Genomic DNA, 15,604 nt, shown 5'->3' with positions numbered 1-15,604 from the left:
TGACTCGCGCACACCAACGTCTCGACACCGACTCACCCGAGTCGCATTCCAACCGAGACCACCGCTCGATCCGAACGGATCAGCAGCACGTTGAAACTCGACGTGCGCGCCCCGCACTCGATGCGTCGCGCCGGACTGAGACGTCCGCCGACACCGAGTCGCCCTGGCGCCGAATGACCAGGAAGTACAGCACCATGACCAGCAACGAACGAATCACCGTGTTCGGGACCGCACTCGCGGCCCCGACGATCACCCCCGACCGCATCGCCGAGTTCCCCGTGCGTGACGACCGCTCGCAGCGCGAGTACCTCGTCCGCATCGCGGCCGACGACCTGCAGACCTTCGTCACCCGCGGCACCCGTCTGGACGCCGTCGGCGAGGCCGGCTGGACCGTCCCGGGCCGCTCCTGGGCCGGCGAGGCCAGCCGAACCCTGCTGCAGGCACAGTCCGTGCACGCGGGCGACATGGCCCTCGCGGCCTAGGCTCCACCAGGACGAACGCGAAGCGCCGCCGGGCTCCCCGGCGGCGCTTCGTCGTCCGCGGGGCCGTCCGTGCGACGGTCACGTACCTCGACGGGCCGCAGCCACGACCTGTGACGCCGCCCCGAGTACCCCGGCACGATCGCAGCGAAAGCCCCGACCGTGTGACCGGCCGAGATGAGGATCGCTCCCGCGATGAGCGCGCCGACGGTGAGCACCTGCGCACCGATGACACCCGTCAGGACGGCGACTGCCTCCGCTCTGCTCAGACGCTCGACGGCGTCTGCAGCGACCGCTTCGGAGCGGAGGTGGCAGCCGAGCATCCGCTCGGCCGCTCCCGGAACGAGCCGCTCGTACTCGGCCAGGACACGCGGAGACGCTACCGGTCCACTGAACATCTCCGTTGCAGCGATGTTGAGGACGTTGGCGTCCGCCTCTCCTCGGCTGCCGTTCGCCGTGCCGCTGACGCCCGCTTCTCGTTCAACAGCTCCCGCATCGCCCGCGCGCTGGAGCTGTCCCCCGTGAACCCGACGTACAGGCCGTGCATCACCGCAGTCTTCACCAGAGTCGCCGTCATAGCCCATGCCTGCCCTTCATCACCGGTTCGTGGTGACCAGGGTCGATCAGCGTGGCCTGCCGTACCAAACATTTTGCATGCACGGCTGCTTCGCGACGTCAGTACTCACCCTTCACGACGAAGAACGAGCCACGGATCGTGCCGGCGAGCTTCGACTTCTGCCGCGCGAACTTGAACTTGTCGGCGAGTTCCTCGGGCACGTCCATGCCGTCGGAGAGCTTGAAGCCGACCGCACGCTTGCCGCCTGGTTCGAGCGTGTAGAGCACGTTGATCGCCAGGCCGGACTCGTAGAACACGTACGTCCAGCGCACGCCGTCGACGAGCGCTTCCGTGGCTTCGAGCGGTGGTGACGCGATGACCAGCCCGCGTTCCTCTTCGAGGACCCGCCGCACGTAGGCGACGAGGTCCGGCACGTCAGCTGCGGCGTGCGTGGTGAACACGTGGTCGTACTTGTTCGCGAAGTACCGCGCCTCGTTGGACCGGAGCCCGGCGAGTGCGTCGGCGACCGGCGAGGACTCGAGACCCACCGTGGACACGTTCACGAAGTCGACGACGTACGACATGGGGGCCTCCTCGGGCGCTCGGACGTGCCGAATCTAGTCCACCGCACACCTTCCCGAGCGAGCGCGACACATCTATAGTCGAGAGCTATAGATGGAGGTGCCCATGCGAGTCGAACGTGCAGCAGAACTCATCCGCGCTGCCCGCGAGGACCTGGGCCTCTCACAGACCAGCCTCGCCGCCGCCGCCGGCATGCAGCAGCCGACCATCTCCGCGTACGAGAGCGGACGCAAGCAGCCGCGGCTCGAGTCGCTCCAGCGGATCCTCACTGCTGCGCACACGCGCCCGAGCATCCCTCTTGCCGTCTACGCCGACGCGATCCTCGACGAGGCGAAGCGGTTCCACCTCGAGAACGTTCGCGTCTTCGGTTCCACGCTCCGCGGGCAGGACACCGAGCACAGCGACATCGACCTGCTCGTACACCTGACCCCAGCCGCATCACTGTTCGACCTCGGCGGCTTCGCCCACGAGGTCGAGACCATCACGGGCTTCGACGTCGACGTCCTCACCGACGACCTCGAGGACGACGAGCACTTCGCGCACGTGCTCGACGAAGCAGTGCCGCTGTGACCCCATCGCCCCGGTTCACCCCACGGCAACGCGTTGATCGCGATTCAGCCGACTCAGCAGACCGCTGGCCGTCGCTGCAGGCGAGCTTCCTCGACTTGCTCGCCGAATGTTCGCAGATCGTCGAACACGGCCGCGTCGAGTTCGACGCAACTCGGAGCCTGACGTATCGAGCGGCTGAGGCCGTCATCATCCACTTCGACGACCTGCTTGGACGTCTTCCCGCCGACAGGGAAGCCCGACTTCCGTCCGACCTGTCGCTCGCCGCTGTCAGGAAGACGCGAAACATCCTCTCGCACGACTACCGGCAGGCGCGGAAGGAGATCATCTGGGAGGCGATCGAGCACCGCGTCCCAGCGGTCATCATCGCGCTAGTCGACTGAGCCGAGCTCATTGCTCCGGACGTGGATCGACTCAGTTGATCCGCTCGAACACCATGGTGGCCTGCAGTCGGTCTCCGCCACCGAACCCCGTACTGCCGGACGAAGCCGTCGTGATCGTGTGCAGCCGGTACCCGAGCGCCGCCTGCGCATTGATCGCCTTCTCCAGCTCGGTGAAGTTGCCGGACCCCGTCCCGAAGAACTTCTCCCGCAGCACCACCTGCAACACGACGTAGCTCATCCCGTTCTGTGCCGGACGCGGCTGACCACCCGAAGCGGCCTCGGCCTGGACTCGGCCGATCACCCTGCCGACGCCCGACGCCGCCGGAGCCTGAGGCTGCACTTCCTCCGTCCAAGCGGACCCGTCCCACAACCGCATAGTGCCGGAGCTGTCGTCGTACCACGCTGCCTGCGCGGTCGTCATGCGCTCATCCTGGCGTACGACGGGCCCAGCGGGAGGTCAGTCGTTGAAGCGGAACTCCACCCCGGTTCGCTGGTTTCGGATCTGGCTGGCAGACGGGCGGCCGTTGCCACCTGCCAGCCCAAACACGAGGCGCGAAATGCCTACTCGTCCACAGCGTCCAGGACCGTGCTCGGGAGCAAATCGTGGTCATCGAGGTACCGGAAGTCGCCGAAGACGGCGCGGAGGACCGTCCGATTGGGAAGGACCTCTCGTAGGTCACCAGGAAGCTCCCCCCTCATCGTTCGGATGAGGTGTGCCAGGGCAGTCCACAGCTCTCCCTTCTTCAAATCATCGAGATCCCCGTGACCCCTCTCCGCCTGCTTCTCGCGTGCGCTGATCGCTGCAACGTCCCATTGCTCTAGAGCCCGGACGACTGCTGCCGAGCCCCACAGGACCGCTCTCCCCCGGTCCGCCGCCATAGCTTGCAGGTCGATCGAACCCACGAACTGCTGAATCACCGAGACCGCCAACGGGTCATAGTGAGAAGCTTGAGTCTTCCAAGTCTCGTACGCGCGGTCGTTCTCGCGCCTCCGTTGCTCCACAACCTCATCGCGTGCCCGCTGCTTGCGCCAGCTGACGGATGCCGCCAGCGCCACTACTCCGGCCAGACCGCCGACCATCAGTGTTGCGCCCGCTGGCGCGAGAGTTGGTGGCCAGGTCGTGAAAGCCGGAAAACCGGCCGGAGCGGGAAGACTTCCGCCCAGGACAACAATGCCTACCAGCACAACTGCGCCAGCCATCACGTACAGCCAGCGACGGTGATCCTTGGACTCCGAGGGCGCGTCGCGCGCCGACGGCTCCGACTCAGTTTCACTCACGGTGTTGAATGCTACGGCCTCACCGGACAGGGCCGACCTCGGACAATCGCGAAACCCGCGTATCGAACGCGTGCGTGAGTTCGCCTTTCAGGCTTAGCCGCACGCACGGACCTACGTCGGTCAGGTCACTCTGCCGGGCCTCGCCCCTCGAGCACAGGGACGATACTGTGGGCGCGTGCAGAATCTGGGCTGGAGCGAAGCGATCAAAAAGGTGCTCGCTGAGCAGGGCGAACCGATGAGAACCTCTGAGATCGCGCAGGCGATTCTCGACCGCAATCTCCGTTCGAAGGTTGGTGCAACCCCACACACGGCGGTTGCATCGTACTTGTCCCAGGAACCGCTTCGGTCCGAGGTTGAGAAGTTGGATCGAGGGGTGTTCCGTTACCCGCCGGCCGCTAAGGAGGACAAGCCGGTTCCCTCCTCTGCAGCGCAAACGCCAGTCGTCGCGCTTGAGGACACCGGAACAGCGGACGTCTCCGAGGATGAGCGTGGGCTATTGAACGCGTTCGGCCTCTTCTGGCGTCGAGCCGAGATTGACTGGGCGCCTTCCGCGCCAACCATGCTGGGAGTTCAGCTAACGGGCAGCGCCGCGGTCGATTTCAGTACCCAGGAGGGCGTCTACATCTTGTACGACGGCAGTCGCTTGGTGTACGTGGGTCGTGTGACCGAGCCTCGAATGGGCAAGCGTCTGCGTGAGCACACCCGCGATCGGTTGAGCGGACGCTGGGACCGATTCTCTTGGTTCGGGGTTCGTCCCGTGGGCGCCAACGGCGAGCTGGAAGACGTACCCGACACCGATCTCGACGCCGATCTTGTGATCTCAACCCTCGAAGCACTCCTCATCGAAGCGCTCGAACCGCCTCAGAACCGTCGCCAAGGAGACGGCTTTGCCGAGCTTGAGTTCATCCAGCAGATAGACCCAAACATCGAGAAGGCGCGGAAGAAGCGTCTTCTCGCGGAACTTTCGGACAACCTGTAGGGGTCGACGCGAGCCGCTACGCCATCGACGAGTGAGCGTTGACTTAGGCCGTGCGCAGACAACTTCTCCTCGGACGCCGCGAGAGCCGCCGCGACCGGACACGGCCCGTCTCGAGGCGTTGCCCCCCCCCCCCCCCTTCCCCGTCGTCGAACCCGCGGAAAACTGACACCAGGGGTGCACCCAGCGACCCGACCTAATTCACGGCAGCGAACACGTTGTTCGTACAGACAAGAACCGAGGTACGGAATTTCAAGCTAACGTTGAATCATGAACGACATGGATGACCTCGTGAAATCACTAAACGAACTTCGAAACACCCTCACCGCCTTCGACGCGACGACGTTCTGGTCCAACCTAGCCGCAACATTCTTCGGTGCAATATTGGCAGGAGCGGTCGCCTTCTTCGTTTTCAGATTCGAGCGGAACGATCGTTATTCAGATCGACTCACAGAAGCTTTAGCTGATTCGTTTTTGAGTATCACACAGTATATGAAAGACCTTCGAGTGGGCACAATCATTGAACCACTTGAGCAGTTAACGGCCCTCCGTCGCGCTCGGCTTCGTGCCGACGAGAAAGATCGGCCAGTCATCGTCGCTGCCGAAGCAGCAATATGGGCAAGCGGAAAAGCACCAACAGGCTACCAATCCTGCGGAAGAATTGTACTGATGCTGACGCGGTGGCAGACCGGAACACGTACCGCTGACGAGGTCATATCTGCCCTAAGGACCCTCCCGCTCAACGCCACTGAAGCATCTCTAGACCCGGAAAGTTGGTGACGACGCGCATTCACTTGGCACCCGGACGCGTTGTTGAAGCCCACTGACTAAAAGCGTTGCTGAGAACGCCGGCATCGAGAAAAGATGGCGCAAGAGAAAATCGCGGAGGAATGTACTCCGCACGACCCAAGTGAACCCTAACTACTACGCTCCCGAATATTTTGACTTGAGGATTTGGGCCGTTCGCGTTTCCCATGTATCTGCCAGAGCCATCGCCTGCACCATGGTACGAACAGCAGAGGAGATTGTATCTACCGGACGTCGAAGCGTCATGCTCATACCCTTAAGTACATCGACGGATCCGCCAAACTGAGTAATTCCCTCAGTCGCCTCCCGTGCCGCCTTTGCCGTACCTTGGAGGGACTCAAGAAAGGGTCGGTACGAATCTGCTTCCAGCGACTCTGTGTGCTGAATGAAGGTCAGGATTCCATTGACGTTCGCATCAATGGCCGTCATTTCGACGCTAAAACGCGCGGTCTGCTCTAACAACGCCTTCGCGCCTGGTTCCAGTTTGCGCCCGAATTGAGCAACCATGCCCAACCTCGCACTAGTGGGCATGTTCAAGCTGTTCGCATTGGTCAGATCGGCGGTGGCCGATTCCGCCAGTGCACCCATGCTCACGATGGTGGCCGAGATCTCTTCTGTGATGTCGTTCAAGATCGGAAAACGGCCCTCGATATCAACAATCCGCTCCAAGAAGCCCACATCTTCGAAGCTCTCCTCCTCGAGATCAGAAGAAGCCTCGTCAGCAGTCGTTTCGCGAGGGGCTACACGAACATCGATCAGCTCGGACCACAGTCGAGTTGCCGTGACCTCCTCAAAGTCATCCACCGCTCCAGCGCTTAGGGCTGCAATCAGATCGTTCCGAGCATCGATCAAACCGCGCTCTGACCTCGAAAATTGGATTGTACGTATTGCCGCAATGTCAAACGGCAGCTGCCCATACTCGCCGATCTGCACCGTGAGTAGCGACCGCGTATGCCGTAATCCAAGTTCGTACATTACGTTAGCATTGGCACCACTGAGATCTGCAATAACTACATCATCGTCGCGCAGGTGGCGAAAGATTTGAGCACTTATTTCACCAGCGGAGGCAATTTGATCTGCTCGGATCGGCTCTAAACCCTCTGTAGCACACGCCGGTTGAATCACCTTTTCGAATACCTCTAAGGCATCCTCGTAGGTCGCTCGAGCTGAAGAACCAATGGGGGCAAACTTGCTTCCGATGGGTCCGATTACGAAACAAGTACGGGGTTCATCCATTTATCTTGCCCTTTCGACGAGCCGAGTGACACGCTTCAGACATTCCGCGGCCTCGACTCTACTGCAACGCCGTGCCTCGTACTGACTCTTCGCTTTATATTTGAGAGCGAAAGCGAGCTGTGAGCCCGCATCTTTGCCGACCGTTCGGCCGAGAACGGCGACCGCGGCGTTATGCTCCGCCCTCCCCTGCATTACTGCGCCCGCAGACATGATTAGAGCATCACTCGCATGAATAGCCGCAGTACAAAGAAGGCTACAAGCCGCGTCCCACGCAGACAGGTCGATCGCGAATTCGGCCATTTGAAGGAACTCTTCCGCTTTCTCAACCTTGGCTAGGATCTGATCAGCGAGCACATACTCCAGGCTAGTTGTTGAAGCGGAACTCCACCACGTCGCCGTCCTGCATGACGTACTCCTTGCCCTCGATGCGGGCCTTGCCGGCAGCGCGGGCCTCGGCGATGGAGCCGGTCTCGACCAGGTCACCGAACGAGATGACCTCGGCCTTGATGAAGCCCTTCTCGAAGTCGGTGTGGATGACACCGGCAGCCTGGGGTGCCTTCCACCCCTTGCCGATCGTCCACGCGCGGGCTTCCTTCGGACCGGCCGTCAGGTAGGTCTGCAGCCCGAGGGTGTCGAAGCCGATCCGGGCGAGCTGGTCGAGGCCGGATTCGGTCTGGCCGGTCGACTCGAGCAGTTCGGCAGCGTCGGCCGGGTCGAGGTCGATGAGTTCCGACTCGACCTGGGCGTCGAGGAACACGGCCTGGGCGGGCGCGACGAGTGCTGCGAGCTCGGCCTTGCGAGCGTCGTCGGTCAGGATCGCCTCGTCGACGTTGAACACGAAGATGAAGGGCTTGGCGGACAGCAGTCCGAGCTCGGCGATCGGCGCGAGGTCGATCTTGGTGGCGGACAGCAGGGTGCCCTGCTCGAGCGCGGCACGGGCCTCGCGAGCGGTCTCGAGCACGATGGGCTCGGCCTGCTTGAGCTTCACGGTCTTCTCGTACCGCGGGAGCGCCTTGTCGATCGTCTCCATGTCGGCGAGGATCAGCTCGGTGTTGATGACCTCGAGGTCGTCCTTCGGGGAGACCTTGTTCGCGACGTGCACGACGTCGTCGTCGGTGAAGCCGCGGACGACCTGCGCGATGGCGTCGGCCTCGCGGATGTTGGCGAGGAACTTGTTGCCGAGCCCTTCACCCTCGCTCGCACCCTTGACGATGCCGGCGATGTCGACGAAGGACACCGGCGCGGGCACGGTCTTCTCCGAGTGGAAGAGTTCGGCGAGCTGGTCGAGCCGGGAGTCGGGCAGGTTCACCACCCCGACGTTCGGCTCGATCGTCGCGAACGGGTAGTTCGCGGCGAGGACCTGGTTCTTGGTCAGGGCGTTGAACAGGGTCGACTTGCCGACGTTCGGGAGACCGACGATTCCGATGGTGAGAGCCACGGAAGAAGAGCCTACCGGCGGCGGCCCGCCGGAGCCGACCCGGGCCTCCAGTCCGTCCGTCAGAACGGCGGAGGCTATCCGCCCGTCTGGTGTGCGGCCAGGGCCGCGACGCGGCGCTCGACGACGTCGAAGACGTCGGCCTGCAGCCGCTGCGAGCGCCGCCAGTCACCGGCCACCTGCAGCGAGTGGTCGGCACGGTCGACGGTCTGGAGGCGCGCAGCAGTCCCCGAGACCCGCTCGGGCCGCCACATGGTGTCGTCTCCACCCCCGATCGCGTCGTGCGCGTCGGTGGCGGCGGCGAGCGCCGTGGCCACGTCGTCGTGCGTGAGGACCGGCGTGAGCCAGACCCCGGGCACGTCGTTCCGGATCGCCCACGGCAGGGCGAAGCACCCGAACGACTTCGCGATGACCAGTTCGGGTAGGCGATCGCCCAGCGCAGCCCCGATCGCGGCCTCGACGAACGCCAACGGGTCGGCCCCGGCGGCATCGTCGATGGTCCAGGTCGGAGCCACGACCTCGCACCCGGCCGCCGAGGCAATGGCTCGTGACCACCACAGCACCGGTGCCTGCTGACCGTAGCCCGCTCCGGCGAGCACCAGCACGAGCGGCCGACCGTCTTCGTCGTTCCCCATGCGGGCACGCTACCGCCCAGAACGCGCCGCGACGGGTTCTGGCAGCGTGGTCCCCGTCGCCCGGTCCGGACGACGGAACAGGAGGACGTCGATGTGGTTCGAACGCGACCGGCTCGGTGTGCACTCGATGGGGCACGACCGTCGAACGCAGCGGCGTTACTTCACCAGCGCGACGGTCGGGGCGCTCCAGGCGCTGCCGCCGGAGGAGCTCGACGCGCTCCACGATGCCTTCGGTGACCTCGCGGCCGAGGTGCTCGTCGACTACGACCCCGACGACCCGGCGATCGACCACGAGGAAGAGGACCGGTACCGCGACGTGGTGCTGCCGGTCGAGTTCGCGTTCCCCGCGATCACCTCGGACTTCGAATCGGCGTTCACCGCGCACGTCCGGAGCGTGCCGCCACGCTGGCAGGTCGACACGGCGTACCTGCCGTTCGAGCTCGTCGGCACGCTGCTCGATCCCTGGTGGCAGGCGGAACGCAAGCGCCTCGCCGCCACCTGGCAGCTGACGGCACGTCGCCGGCGGGCTTCGCGTCGGGTGCGACGCCGCTGAGCGTCCGGCCGCAACGCCGAGGCGGCTTCCGGCGATGTCGGCGCCCCGTGCGACGATCGGAACCGTGCCGTTGAACTTCACCGCGATCGACTTCGAGACCGCGAACAGCTCGCCCGCCAGTGCGTGCTCCGTCGGACTGGTCAAGGTCCGCGCGGGCCGGGTCGTCGACCGGGCGTCGTGGTTCATCCGCCCACCGTTCGGACACGACGCGTTCCTCGAGTGGAACACCCGGATCCACGGGATCGTCGCCGAGGACGTCGTGCGCGCGAAGACGTGGGAGCAGCAGTACCCGGACCTCGTGGCTTTCGCCGAGGGTGACGTCCTGGTCGCGCACAACGCTCGGTTCGACATGGGCGTCATCGCCGGTGGGTGTTCGGCAACCGGCATCGACCTCGCCGAGCACCACTCGATGTGCTCGCTCGCGGTGGCCCGCAAGACCTACACGCTCGACTCCTACCGACTGCCGGTCGCCGCGATGGCCGCCGGGTTCGAGGGCTTCCAGCACCACGACGCCGCCGCCGATGCCGAGGCGTGCGCCGCGATCGTCATCCACGCGGCCGGCCACCACGGCACCGACACGGTCGAGGCCCTGGGTGCAGCGACCCGCGTGACGATCGCCCCGGTCCGGGCCCGAGCCGAGAAGCCCAAGGCCTCGACGCCGCAGCCACGGCTGTCGAACCGCCCGATGGTCTTCGCCGACTGAGCTGACCGAGCCGGCCGAGCCGGCCGAACCGAAGGTCGCTGTCGCGGCCTCGACAGCAGCACTACGCTCAGCGCATGGCAGCGCCCACCACGATCGAACGCGAGACCGTCATCACGGCTCGCGCCGCGGACATCACCCCGTACCTGGCAGACCTGCACCGCTGGGTCGAGTGGTCGCCGTGGGAGGGGCAGGATCCCGCGCTGCACCGGACGTACACCGGTGAACCGGGGACGGTCGGCTCGACGTACGCCTGGAAGGGCAACCGCAAGGCCGGCGCTGGGTCGATGGCGATCACACGGGTCGATGCCACCGAGGTCGACGTCGACCTGCAGTTCACCGCACCGTTCAAGTCGTCGAGCGCGGTCGCGTTCCGGTTGCACGAAGCGACCGACGGCACGCGGGTCGTCTGGTCGATGACGAGCCCGCAGAACGTGATGTCGCGCGTGATGGGGGTGTTCGTCAACATGGACAAGTTCCTCGGCGGCGACTTCGAGAAGGGCCTCGCCAAGCTGAAGGCTGCGGTCGAGCGCTGACGGGAGTGGCACACCGGGGAGCAGGGCACCCGGTGGTATTGTCACGACAATCCCTCGGCATCGATGCCGAACCCGCAATTCCCCGAAGGACCGCGATGACCAACGAAGGCCAGCTGCCGTCCGACCTGTTCATGGACCTGGACCGGTCGGGTCCCATGCCCCTCTACTTCCAGGTGGCCTCGCGCATCGAGGAGTCGATCCGCTCCGGTGTGATGCCTCCCGGCGCCCGTCTCGAGAACGAGATCGCGCTCGGCGAACGCCTCGGGCTGTCCCGCCCGACGATCCGCCGGGCGATCCAGGACCTCGTCGACAAGGGTCTGCTCGTCCGCCGCCGCGGCATCGGAACACAGGTCGTGCACGGCCCGGTGACCCGCAAGGTCGAGCTCACGAGCCTGTACGACGACCTGGCCCAGGGGTCACAGGCACCGGCGACGAAGCTCCTCGAGCGCAACGACGTCCCTGCCTCGGACGAGGTCGCCGCAGCCCTCAGCATCGAGCCCGGCACGATCGTCGCGCACATCCGCCGCGTCCGGTTCGCCGAGGACGTCCCGATGGCGATCCTCGAGAACTACCTGCCGCCGGAGTTCCTCGAGATCACCGACCAGGACCTGCAGGACCACGGGCTCTACCAGCTGCTCCGCGGTCGCGGTGTGACCATGCGGGTGGCCAAGCAGCGGATCGGTGCCCGCGCGGTCACCGACGAAGAGGCCGGTCTGCTCGAGATCGAGGACGGCGACCCCGTGCTCACCATGAGCCGCACCGCGTACGACGCCTCGGGGCGCGCGGTCGAGTACGGCGTGCACTGCTACCGCCCCGACCGCTACTCGTTCGAGGTCACCCTCGTCGACAAGTAGCCAGTTCGTGCTGACCGCGTGACGTCGAGGTTCCACGAACTGCCGTACGCGTGACGCCGAGGTTCCACGGATGGCCGCTGGACGCCCCGAGATGCCGAGATTTCGGAACCTCGGGACGGGGCCGGACGGACTGGGCGAGCGAGCGGGCGCAGGACCGGCAGACAGACGGACCCCCACTCAGGCCGGCGCGGGCACGCCGAGCTCGCCAGTCACGTACTGGGCACGCCCGAAGCCGAACGACCAGTCTTGCGGCCCGTTCTCGACGTAGCCGATGAAGACGTCCTCGGACGCGACACCGATCGCCGCCAGGGCGTCGTGGATGGCCGCGTACAGCGTCGTCTTCGCCTCGTCGGTGCGCCCGCGCTGCGTGAAGACCTGGATCACGACGACGCCCTCGGTGCGCTCGAACCCCAGGCCGGCGTCCTCGGCGATGATCTGCTGCGCCGGGTGCTCGGTGATCACCTGGAACCGGTCGCGCACGGGGATCGCGTACACGTCGACGATGGCCTGGTGGATGGCGTCGGCGATGGCGCGCACCGCCTGCGGCGTGCGGCCGGTGGCGAGGTCGATACGGACGAGCGGCATGATGCCTCCTGCAGTTCGGGACTTTGTCCTGACAAACTAACATCGATTGACAGTCAACAACAGAGCGACGGGAGGCGCGGTGCCAGCTGGCACCGCGCCTCCCGTCCGTCGTCCGCGACCGTCTAGAGCACGGGGGTCGCCGCCGCGTAGGTGAGCGGTCCGTCGACGCGCGCGACGTCGTGCCACGCGCCGTCGGCGAGGGACGCCTCCGCCGCCTCGACGATGGACGCGGCGGCCAGCCCGTCGGCGACCGACGGGGCGAGCTGCTCCCCGCGACGGACGCTCGCGATGAACTGGGCGGCCTCGATCGTCTTCAGGTCGTCGTAGCCCATGGCCGTGCCGGCGCCGGGCTGGAAGCGCGCGAACTCGCCGTCACCCGAGGCGACGTAGTGCGTGGCGTAGCCGTCGACCTCCTGGCCGTCGAGGTACACCTCGAGCTCGTTGAGCCGCTGGAAGTCCCACCGCACCGAACCCCTGGTGCCGTAGACCTCGAGCGTGTACTCGGCGTGCGGCCCCCGCATGACACGGCTCGAGTCCATGGTGCCGACGGCGCCGTCCTCGAAGCGGAAGAGCAGGGCGGCGTAGTCCTCGTTCTCGACGCGGCCGAGCTCGCCGGTGGCGGCGGCGCTCCGGTCGACGATGCCCGCGGCTGGCTTCGGGCGCTCCTGGATGAAGGTCTCGGCGAGCGCGCTCACACTGGCGATCCGACCGACGACGTACTGCGCCAGGTCGAGGCCGTGCGACAGCAGGTCGCCGAGCACGCCCGAGCCGGCACGCTCACGCTCGAAGCGCCAGGTGAGCGGCGCAGCAGGGTCGGACGAGTAGTCGGCGAGCAGCGACCCGCGCACGTTCGTGATCCGACCGAGGCGGCCGCTGCGGACGAGTTCGCGCGCCCGCTCGATCGCGGGGGCGTGCCGGTAGTTGAACCCGACGCTCGTGATGACGCCCGCGCGCTGGACGGCCTCGTGGATCTGCCGCGAGTCGCTGGCGTAGCGGCCCATCGGCTTCTCGATCCAGAACGGCTTGCCTGCCTCGGCAGCGGCGACCGCCATCTCGCGGTGCAGGAAGTTCGGCGAGCAGATCGAGACGACGTCGACGGCCGGGTCCGCGAGGACCTCGTGGTAATCGGCGACCGCCCGCTCGTAGCCCAGGCGGGTGACGGCCTGGTCACGTGCGGCCTCGATCGGGTCCGCGGCAACGACGAGGCGGGGCTGCACGCCGAGCTCCGGGAAGTGGTCCGGCAGGGCGCGGTAGGCGCGGGAGTGCAGCCGCCCCATCCAGCCGACCGAGATGAGGCCGACACCGATGCTGTCCATGGGAACTCCTTCGTTCGTGGGCGCCGATTGGAGCGCGCCAACCATCGTACGGGATCGCTCGTGGTTTGTCAGTACAAAGACCGTGAGCAGAAGACGTCGGGTCACCTGGGGCGACCCGACGTCTTCTGCTCACGAAGTGGCTCGGCTCAGTTCGGCGGGAAGATGATGTCCCGCACCAGGGCGTCGAGCTGCGCGTCGGCGTCGAGGAACTGGCGCAGCGTCGTCACCGTGGCGCCGAACCGGTCGAACTCGTCGATCGTCATGCCGTCGACGTCGTACCCGCGCGCGAACTCGGGCGTCGCAGCGCGCAGAGCCGCGATGACGTCGGCCGGCACCTCGTCGTGGATGGCGTCCGGACGGAACGGGAACGCGTTCGCGTTGATGTCCTTCGTCCACTGGAACGGCGGCGAGACGACGAGGTCCCCGCCCTGGAACTCCGACCACTGCAAGGCGTTCCGGAAGGCGGCGACGAGCACGCGCGACCGAAAGCCACGCTCCTGGAACACCCGGTAGGCGTTCTTCACCGCGGCGACGCCGGCCCACTCGAGGATGCCGGGGTCGACCATGACGTGGTCCCGCTTGACGACGGTCTTCAGCCAGTCGTCGAACCGGCCGGCCATCAGCGTGACGACGTGGCCGAACTCCTGGTCGGGCAGCCCGTCGGCGGCACGACGGTCGAGCGCACGCTCGATGGCCTCACCGACGGCGACGACCTGCGGCACCGTGAACGACACCGTCGCGTTGATCGAGACCCCGCGGTAGGCGGCCTCCTCGATCGCGGCGATGCCGACCTTGGTGGCGGGGATCTTCACGATGATGTTCGGGGCGAGCTGCGAGAACCGCACGGCCTGCTCGACCAGGGCGTCGGCGTCGCGGTGGAACCGCGGGTCGGTCTGCATCGACAGGCGACCGTTGCGGCCGCCGGACGCCTCGAACGCGGGCAGCAGCTGCTCGGCCGCCGCGATGGAGAGCTCCTCGACGGCCTTCCAGCCGATCCAGGACTCCCCCGCGGTCGGGTGCTCCGCGGCGATCTCACGGATGCGCGGCACCCAGGTCTCGGGGTCCTGCTTGATGCAGGTGTACGCGATCACCGGGTTGCAGGTCGCCCCGACGGCGCCGTACTCGTGGATAGCGGTGGACAGTTCGCGCGGGTCGGCGGAGTCGTTCCACAGGGCGGTCACGGTCTGCGACGCGGCCTGCAGTGTGACGGGTCGGACGTCGGCGTCGGTGGTCGCCGGTGACGAGAGGGTGTCGGTCATCGTGTGAGTCCCTTCTTGATCGTGTCGAGCTGGAAGCGCGAGACCTCGTCGGCGTTCTCGTCCTCGGCGAAGACGCTCGACACCGCGACGGTGTCCTCGCGCGCCGTGAAGCCGACCCGGTCGAGGGCGGCCCAGAAGGCGTCGAAGTCGACGTCCGCCTGGCCGACCGGCAGGTGCTGGTGCACGCGGACCGGGTTGCCGGGCGGGTTGGTGATGTAGCGCAGGCCGTGCGACCGGTGGTGGTCGTAGGCGTCGGCGACGTGCACGAGCTGCAGCGAGTCGCCCGCGGCGTCGATGATCTCGTCCATGTTGCCGCCGTAGTGGAACGTGTGGCAGGCGACGTAGACGAAGCCGATGCTCTTCGAGTTCAGCCCGCGGATCACCCGGAGCGCCTCGAGTCCGTCCTCGACGAAGTCGTCGGGGTGCGGGTCGATGAGGACCCGGATGCCGGAGTCCTCGATGATCGGCAGGAGCTCCTCCATCGCCCAGTGGAACTGGTCCTCGGACTCCTCAGCGCGTTCGGGTCGGCCGGAGAACTCCGTGTTGATCGTGTCCACGCCCAGGCGCTTCGTGATCTCGATGACCCGCTTCCACTTCTTGACGGCGGCCTCGCGGGCCTCCTTGTCCGGGCCGGCCCAGCGCAGGACGGGCAGGACCGACGCGACCTGGACCCCGGCCGTCGTGCACGCCGCGGCGAACGCGTCGACGAGGTCGTCGTCGGCCGTGGGGTGCCGGTAGAACGGGATGAAGTCCTTGTGCGGGGTGAGCTGCAGGTACTCGTAGCCCAGGTCGGCCACCTTCTGCGGGAACTCCAGCAGCGACAGGTCGTGGTGGTACGGCGTGGGGTCGAGCGCGATCTTCGGCATC

20 protein-coding genes are annotated in these 15,604 nt (G+C 66.3%); 9 read left to right on the top strand and 11 right to left on the bottom strand.

What is annotated here, in order from left to right:
- The first annotated feature begins 194 nt into the window (after positions 1 to 194).
- Complete coding sequence (locus HQQ88_RS11145; RefSeq protein ID WP_111084949.1) at positions 195 to 482, top strand: hypothetical protein; 288 nt, start codon at positions 195 to 197, stop codon at positions 480 to 482.
- Between the two features lie 672 nt (positions 483 to 1,154).
- Here the strand turns inward: HQQ88_RS11145 and HQQ88_RS11140 are convergent.
- Entirely contained in the window at positions 1,155 to 1,619 is a 465-nt protein-coding gene (locus tag HQQ88_RS11140) for a phage tail protein (RefSeq protein WP_173169482.1), read from the bottom strand.
- Positions 1,620 to 1,722: 103 nt separating this feature from the next.
- Between HQQ88_RS11140 and HQQ88_RS11135 the strand changes: the two genes are divergently transcribed.
- Complete coding sequence (locus tag HQQ88_RS11135; protein WP_123938985.1) at positions 1,723 to 2,187, top strand: XRE family transcriptional regulator; 465 nt, start codon at positions 1,723 to 1,725, stop codon at positions 2,185 to 2,187.
- Positions 2,184 to 2,567 (top strand): HepT-like ribonuclease domain-containing protein, encoded by a 384-nt coding sequence (locus HQQ88_RS11130; RefSeq protein ID WP_123938986.1) that lies wholly within the window; start codon positions 2,184 to 2,186, stop codon positions 2,565 to 2,567. The genes HQQ88_RS11135 and HQQ88_RS11130 overlap by 4 nt, the downstream gene beginning before the upstream one ends.
- A gap of 31 nt (positions 2,568 to 2,598) precedes the next feature.
- Here the strand turns inward: HQQ88_RS11130 and HQQ88_RS11125 are convergent, their stop codons facing one another.
- Both HQQ88_RS11125 and HQQ88_RS11120 read right to left on the bottom strand, forming a co-directional pair.
- Positions 2,599 to 2,988, bottom strand: coding sequence for a DUF2510 domain-containing protein (locus HQQ88_RS11125; RefSeq protein ID WP_173169481.1), 390 nt, complete (start codon positions 2,986 to 2,988; stop codon positions 2,599 to 2,601).
- Positions 2,989 to 3,128: 140 nt separating this feature from the next.
- Complete coding sequence (locus HQQ88_RS11120) at positions 3,129 to 3,845, bottom strand: hypothetical protein (RefSeq protein WP_173169480.1); 717 nt, start codon at positions 3,843 to 3,845, stop codon at positions 3,129 to 3,131.
- Positions 3,846 to 4,020: 175 nt separating this feature from the next.
- Here HQQ88_RS11120 and HQQ88_RS11115 point away from each other — a divergent pair, with 175 nt between their 5' ends.
- Both HQQ88_RS11115 and HQQ88_RS11110 read left to right on the top strand, forming a co-directional pair.
- Complete coding sequence (locus HQQ88_RS11115; protein ID WP_216834623.1) at positions 4,021 to 4,824, top strand: HTH domain-containing protein; 804 nt, start codon at positions 4,021 to 4,023, stop codon at positions 4,822 to 4,824.
- A gap of 267 nt (positions 4,825 to 5,091) precedes the next feature.
- Entirely contained in the window at positions 5,092 to 5,601 is a 510-nt protein-coding gene (locus HQQ88_RS11110; RefSeq protein WP_173169479.1) for a hypothetical protein, read from the top strand.
- Positions 5,602 to 5,745: 144 nt separating this feature from the next.
- Here the strand turns inward: HQQ88_RS11110 and HQQ88_RS11105 are convergent, their stop codons facing one another.
- The 4 genes from HQQ88_RS11105 to HQQ88_RS11090 form a co-directional block, all read right to left on the bottom strand.
- Positions 5,746 to 6,864, bottom strand: coding sequence for a hypothetical protein (locus tag HQQ88_RS11105; protein WP_173169478.1), 1,119 nt, complete (start codon positions 6,862 to 6,864; stop codon positions 5,746 to 5,748).
- Positions 6,865 to 7,218, bottom strand: coding sequence for a HEPN domain-containing protein (locus HQQ88_RS20165; RefSeq protein WP_173169477.1), 354 nt, complete (start codon positions 7,216 to 7,218; stop codon positions 6,865 to 6,867). It lies immediately after the preceding gene.
- 10 nt (positions 7,219 to 7,228) lie between these two features.
- Positions 7,229 to 8,302 carry a redox-regulated ATPase YchF gene (gene ychF, locus HQQ88_RS11095; protein ID WP_173169476.1) on the bottom strand — a complete coding sequence of 358 codons (1,074 nt, stop codon included), beginning with the start codon at positions 8,300 to 8,302 and terminating at the stop codon, positions 7,229 to 7,231.
- Positions 8,303 to 8,376: 74 nt separating this feature from the next.
- Complete coding sequence (locus HQQ88_RS11090) at positions 8,377 to 8,934, bottom strand: hypothetical protein (RefSeq protein ID WP_173169475.1); 558 nt, start codon at positions 8,932 to 8,934, stop codon at positions 8,377 to 8,379.
- A gap of 91 nt (positions 8,935 to 9,025) precedes the next feature.
- Here HQQ88_RS11090 and HQQ88_RS11085 point away from each other — a divergent pair, with 91 nt between their 5' ends.
- From HQQ88_RS11085 to HQQ88_RS11070, 4 genes are all read left to right on the top strand, one after another.
- Positions 9,026 to 9,487 carry a hypothetical protein gene (locus HQQ88_RS11085; protein WP_173169474.1) on the top strand — a complete coding sequence of 154 codons (462 nt, stop codon included), beginning with the start codon at positions 9,026 to 9,028 and terminating at the stop codon, positions 9,485 to 9,487.
- A gap of 64 nt (positions 9,488 to 9,551) precedes the next feature.
- On the top strand, positions 9,552 to 10,190 hold the full coding sequence (locus tag HQQ88_RS11080; protein WP_123294211.1) for an exonuclease domain-containing protein: 639 nt from the start codon (positions 9,552 to 9,554) through the stop codon (positions 10,188 to 10,190).
- Positions 10,191 to 10,264: 74 nt separating this feature from the next.
- Complete coding sequence (locus HQQ88_RS11075; protein ID WP_123294140.1) at positions 10,265 to 10,723, top strand: SRPBCC family protein; 459 nt, start codon at positions 10,265 to 10,267, stop codon at positions 10,721 to 10,723.
- Between the two features lie 95 nt (positions 10,724 to 10,818).
- Positions 10,819 to 11,577, top strand: coding sequence for a GntR family transcriptional regulator (locus HQQ88_RS11070; protein ID WP_123294141.1), 759 nt, complete (start codon positions 10,819 to 10,821; stop codon positions 11,575 to 11,577).
- A gap of 177 nt (positions 11,578 to 11,754) precedes the next feature.
- On the opposite strand, the gene HQQ88_RS11065 is transcribed toward HQQ88_RS11070, so the two are convergent.
- The 4 genes from HQQ88_RS11065 to HQQ88_RS11050 all read right to left on the bottom strand — a co-directional run bounded on the left by HQQ88_RS11065 (position 11,755) and on the right by HQQ88_RS11050 (position 15,603).
- Positions 11,755 to 12,162 carry a tautomerase family protein gene (locus tag HQQ88_RS11065; protein ID WP_123294142.1) on the bottom strand — a complete coding sequence of 136 codons (408 nt, stop codon included), beginning with the start codon at positions 12,160 to 12,162 and terminating at the stop codon, positions 11,755 to 11,757.
- Between the two features lie 122 nt (positions 12,163 to 12,284).
- Positions 12,285 to 13,478 carry a Gfo/Idh/MocA family protein gene (locus HQQ88_RS11060; RefSeq protein ID WP_173169473.1) on the bottom strand — a complete coding sequence of 398 codons (1,194 nt, stop codon included), beginning with the start codon at positions 13,476 to 13,478 and terminating at the stop codon, positions 12,285 to 12,287.
- Between the two features lie 146 nt (positions 13,479 to 13,624).
- Positions 13,625 to 14,737, bottom strand: a complete 1,113-nt coding sequence (locus tag HQQ88_RS11055) for a transaldolase family protein (protein ID WP_123340670.1) — start codon at positions 14,735 to 14,737, stop codon at positions 13,625 to 13,627.
- Positions 14,734 to 15,603: a sugar phosphate isomerase/epimerase gene (locus HQQ88_RS11050; RefSeq protein ID WP_123938993.1), complete on the bottom strand. Its 870-nt coding sequence runs from the start codon at positions 15,601 to 15,603 to the stop codon at positions 14,734 to 14,736. The genes HQQ88_RS11055 and HQQ88_RS11050 overlap by 4 nt, the downstream gene beginning before the upstream one ends.
- Position 15,604 lies beyond the last annotated feature (1 nt).

It is taken from the genome of Curtobacterium sp. VKM Ac-2861 (assembly GCF_013204965.1).
Classification (GTDB): Bacteria; Actinomycetota; Actinomycetes; order Actinomycetales; family Microbacteriaceae; genus Curtobacterium.
The sequence above is the reverse complement of the archived record's forward strand: the minus strand, read 5'-3'. Positions and strand labels throughout refer to the sequence as shown.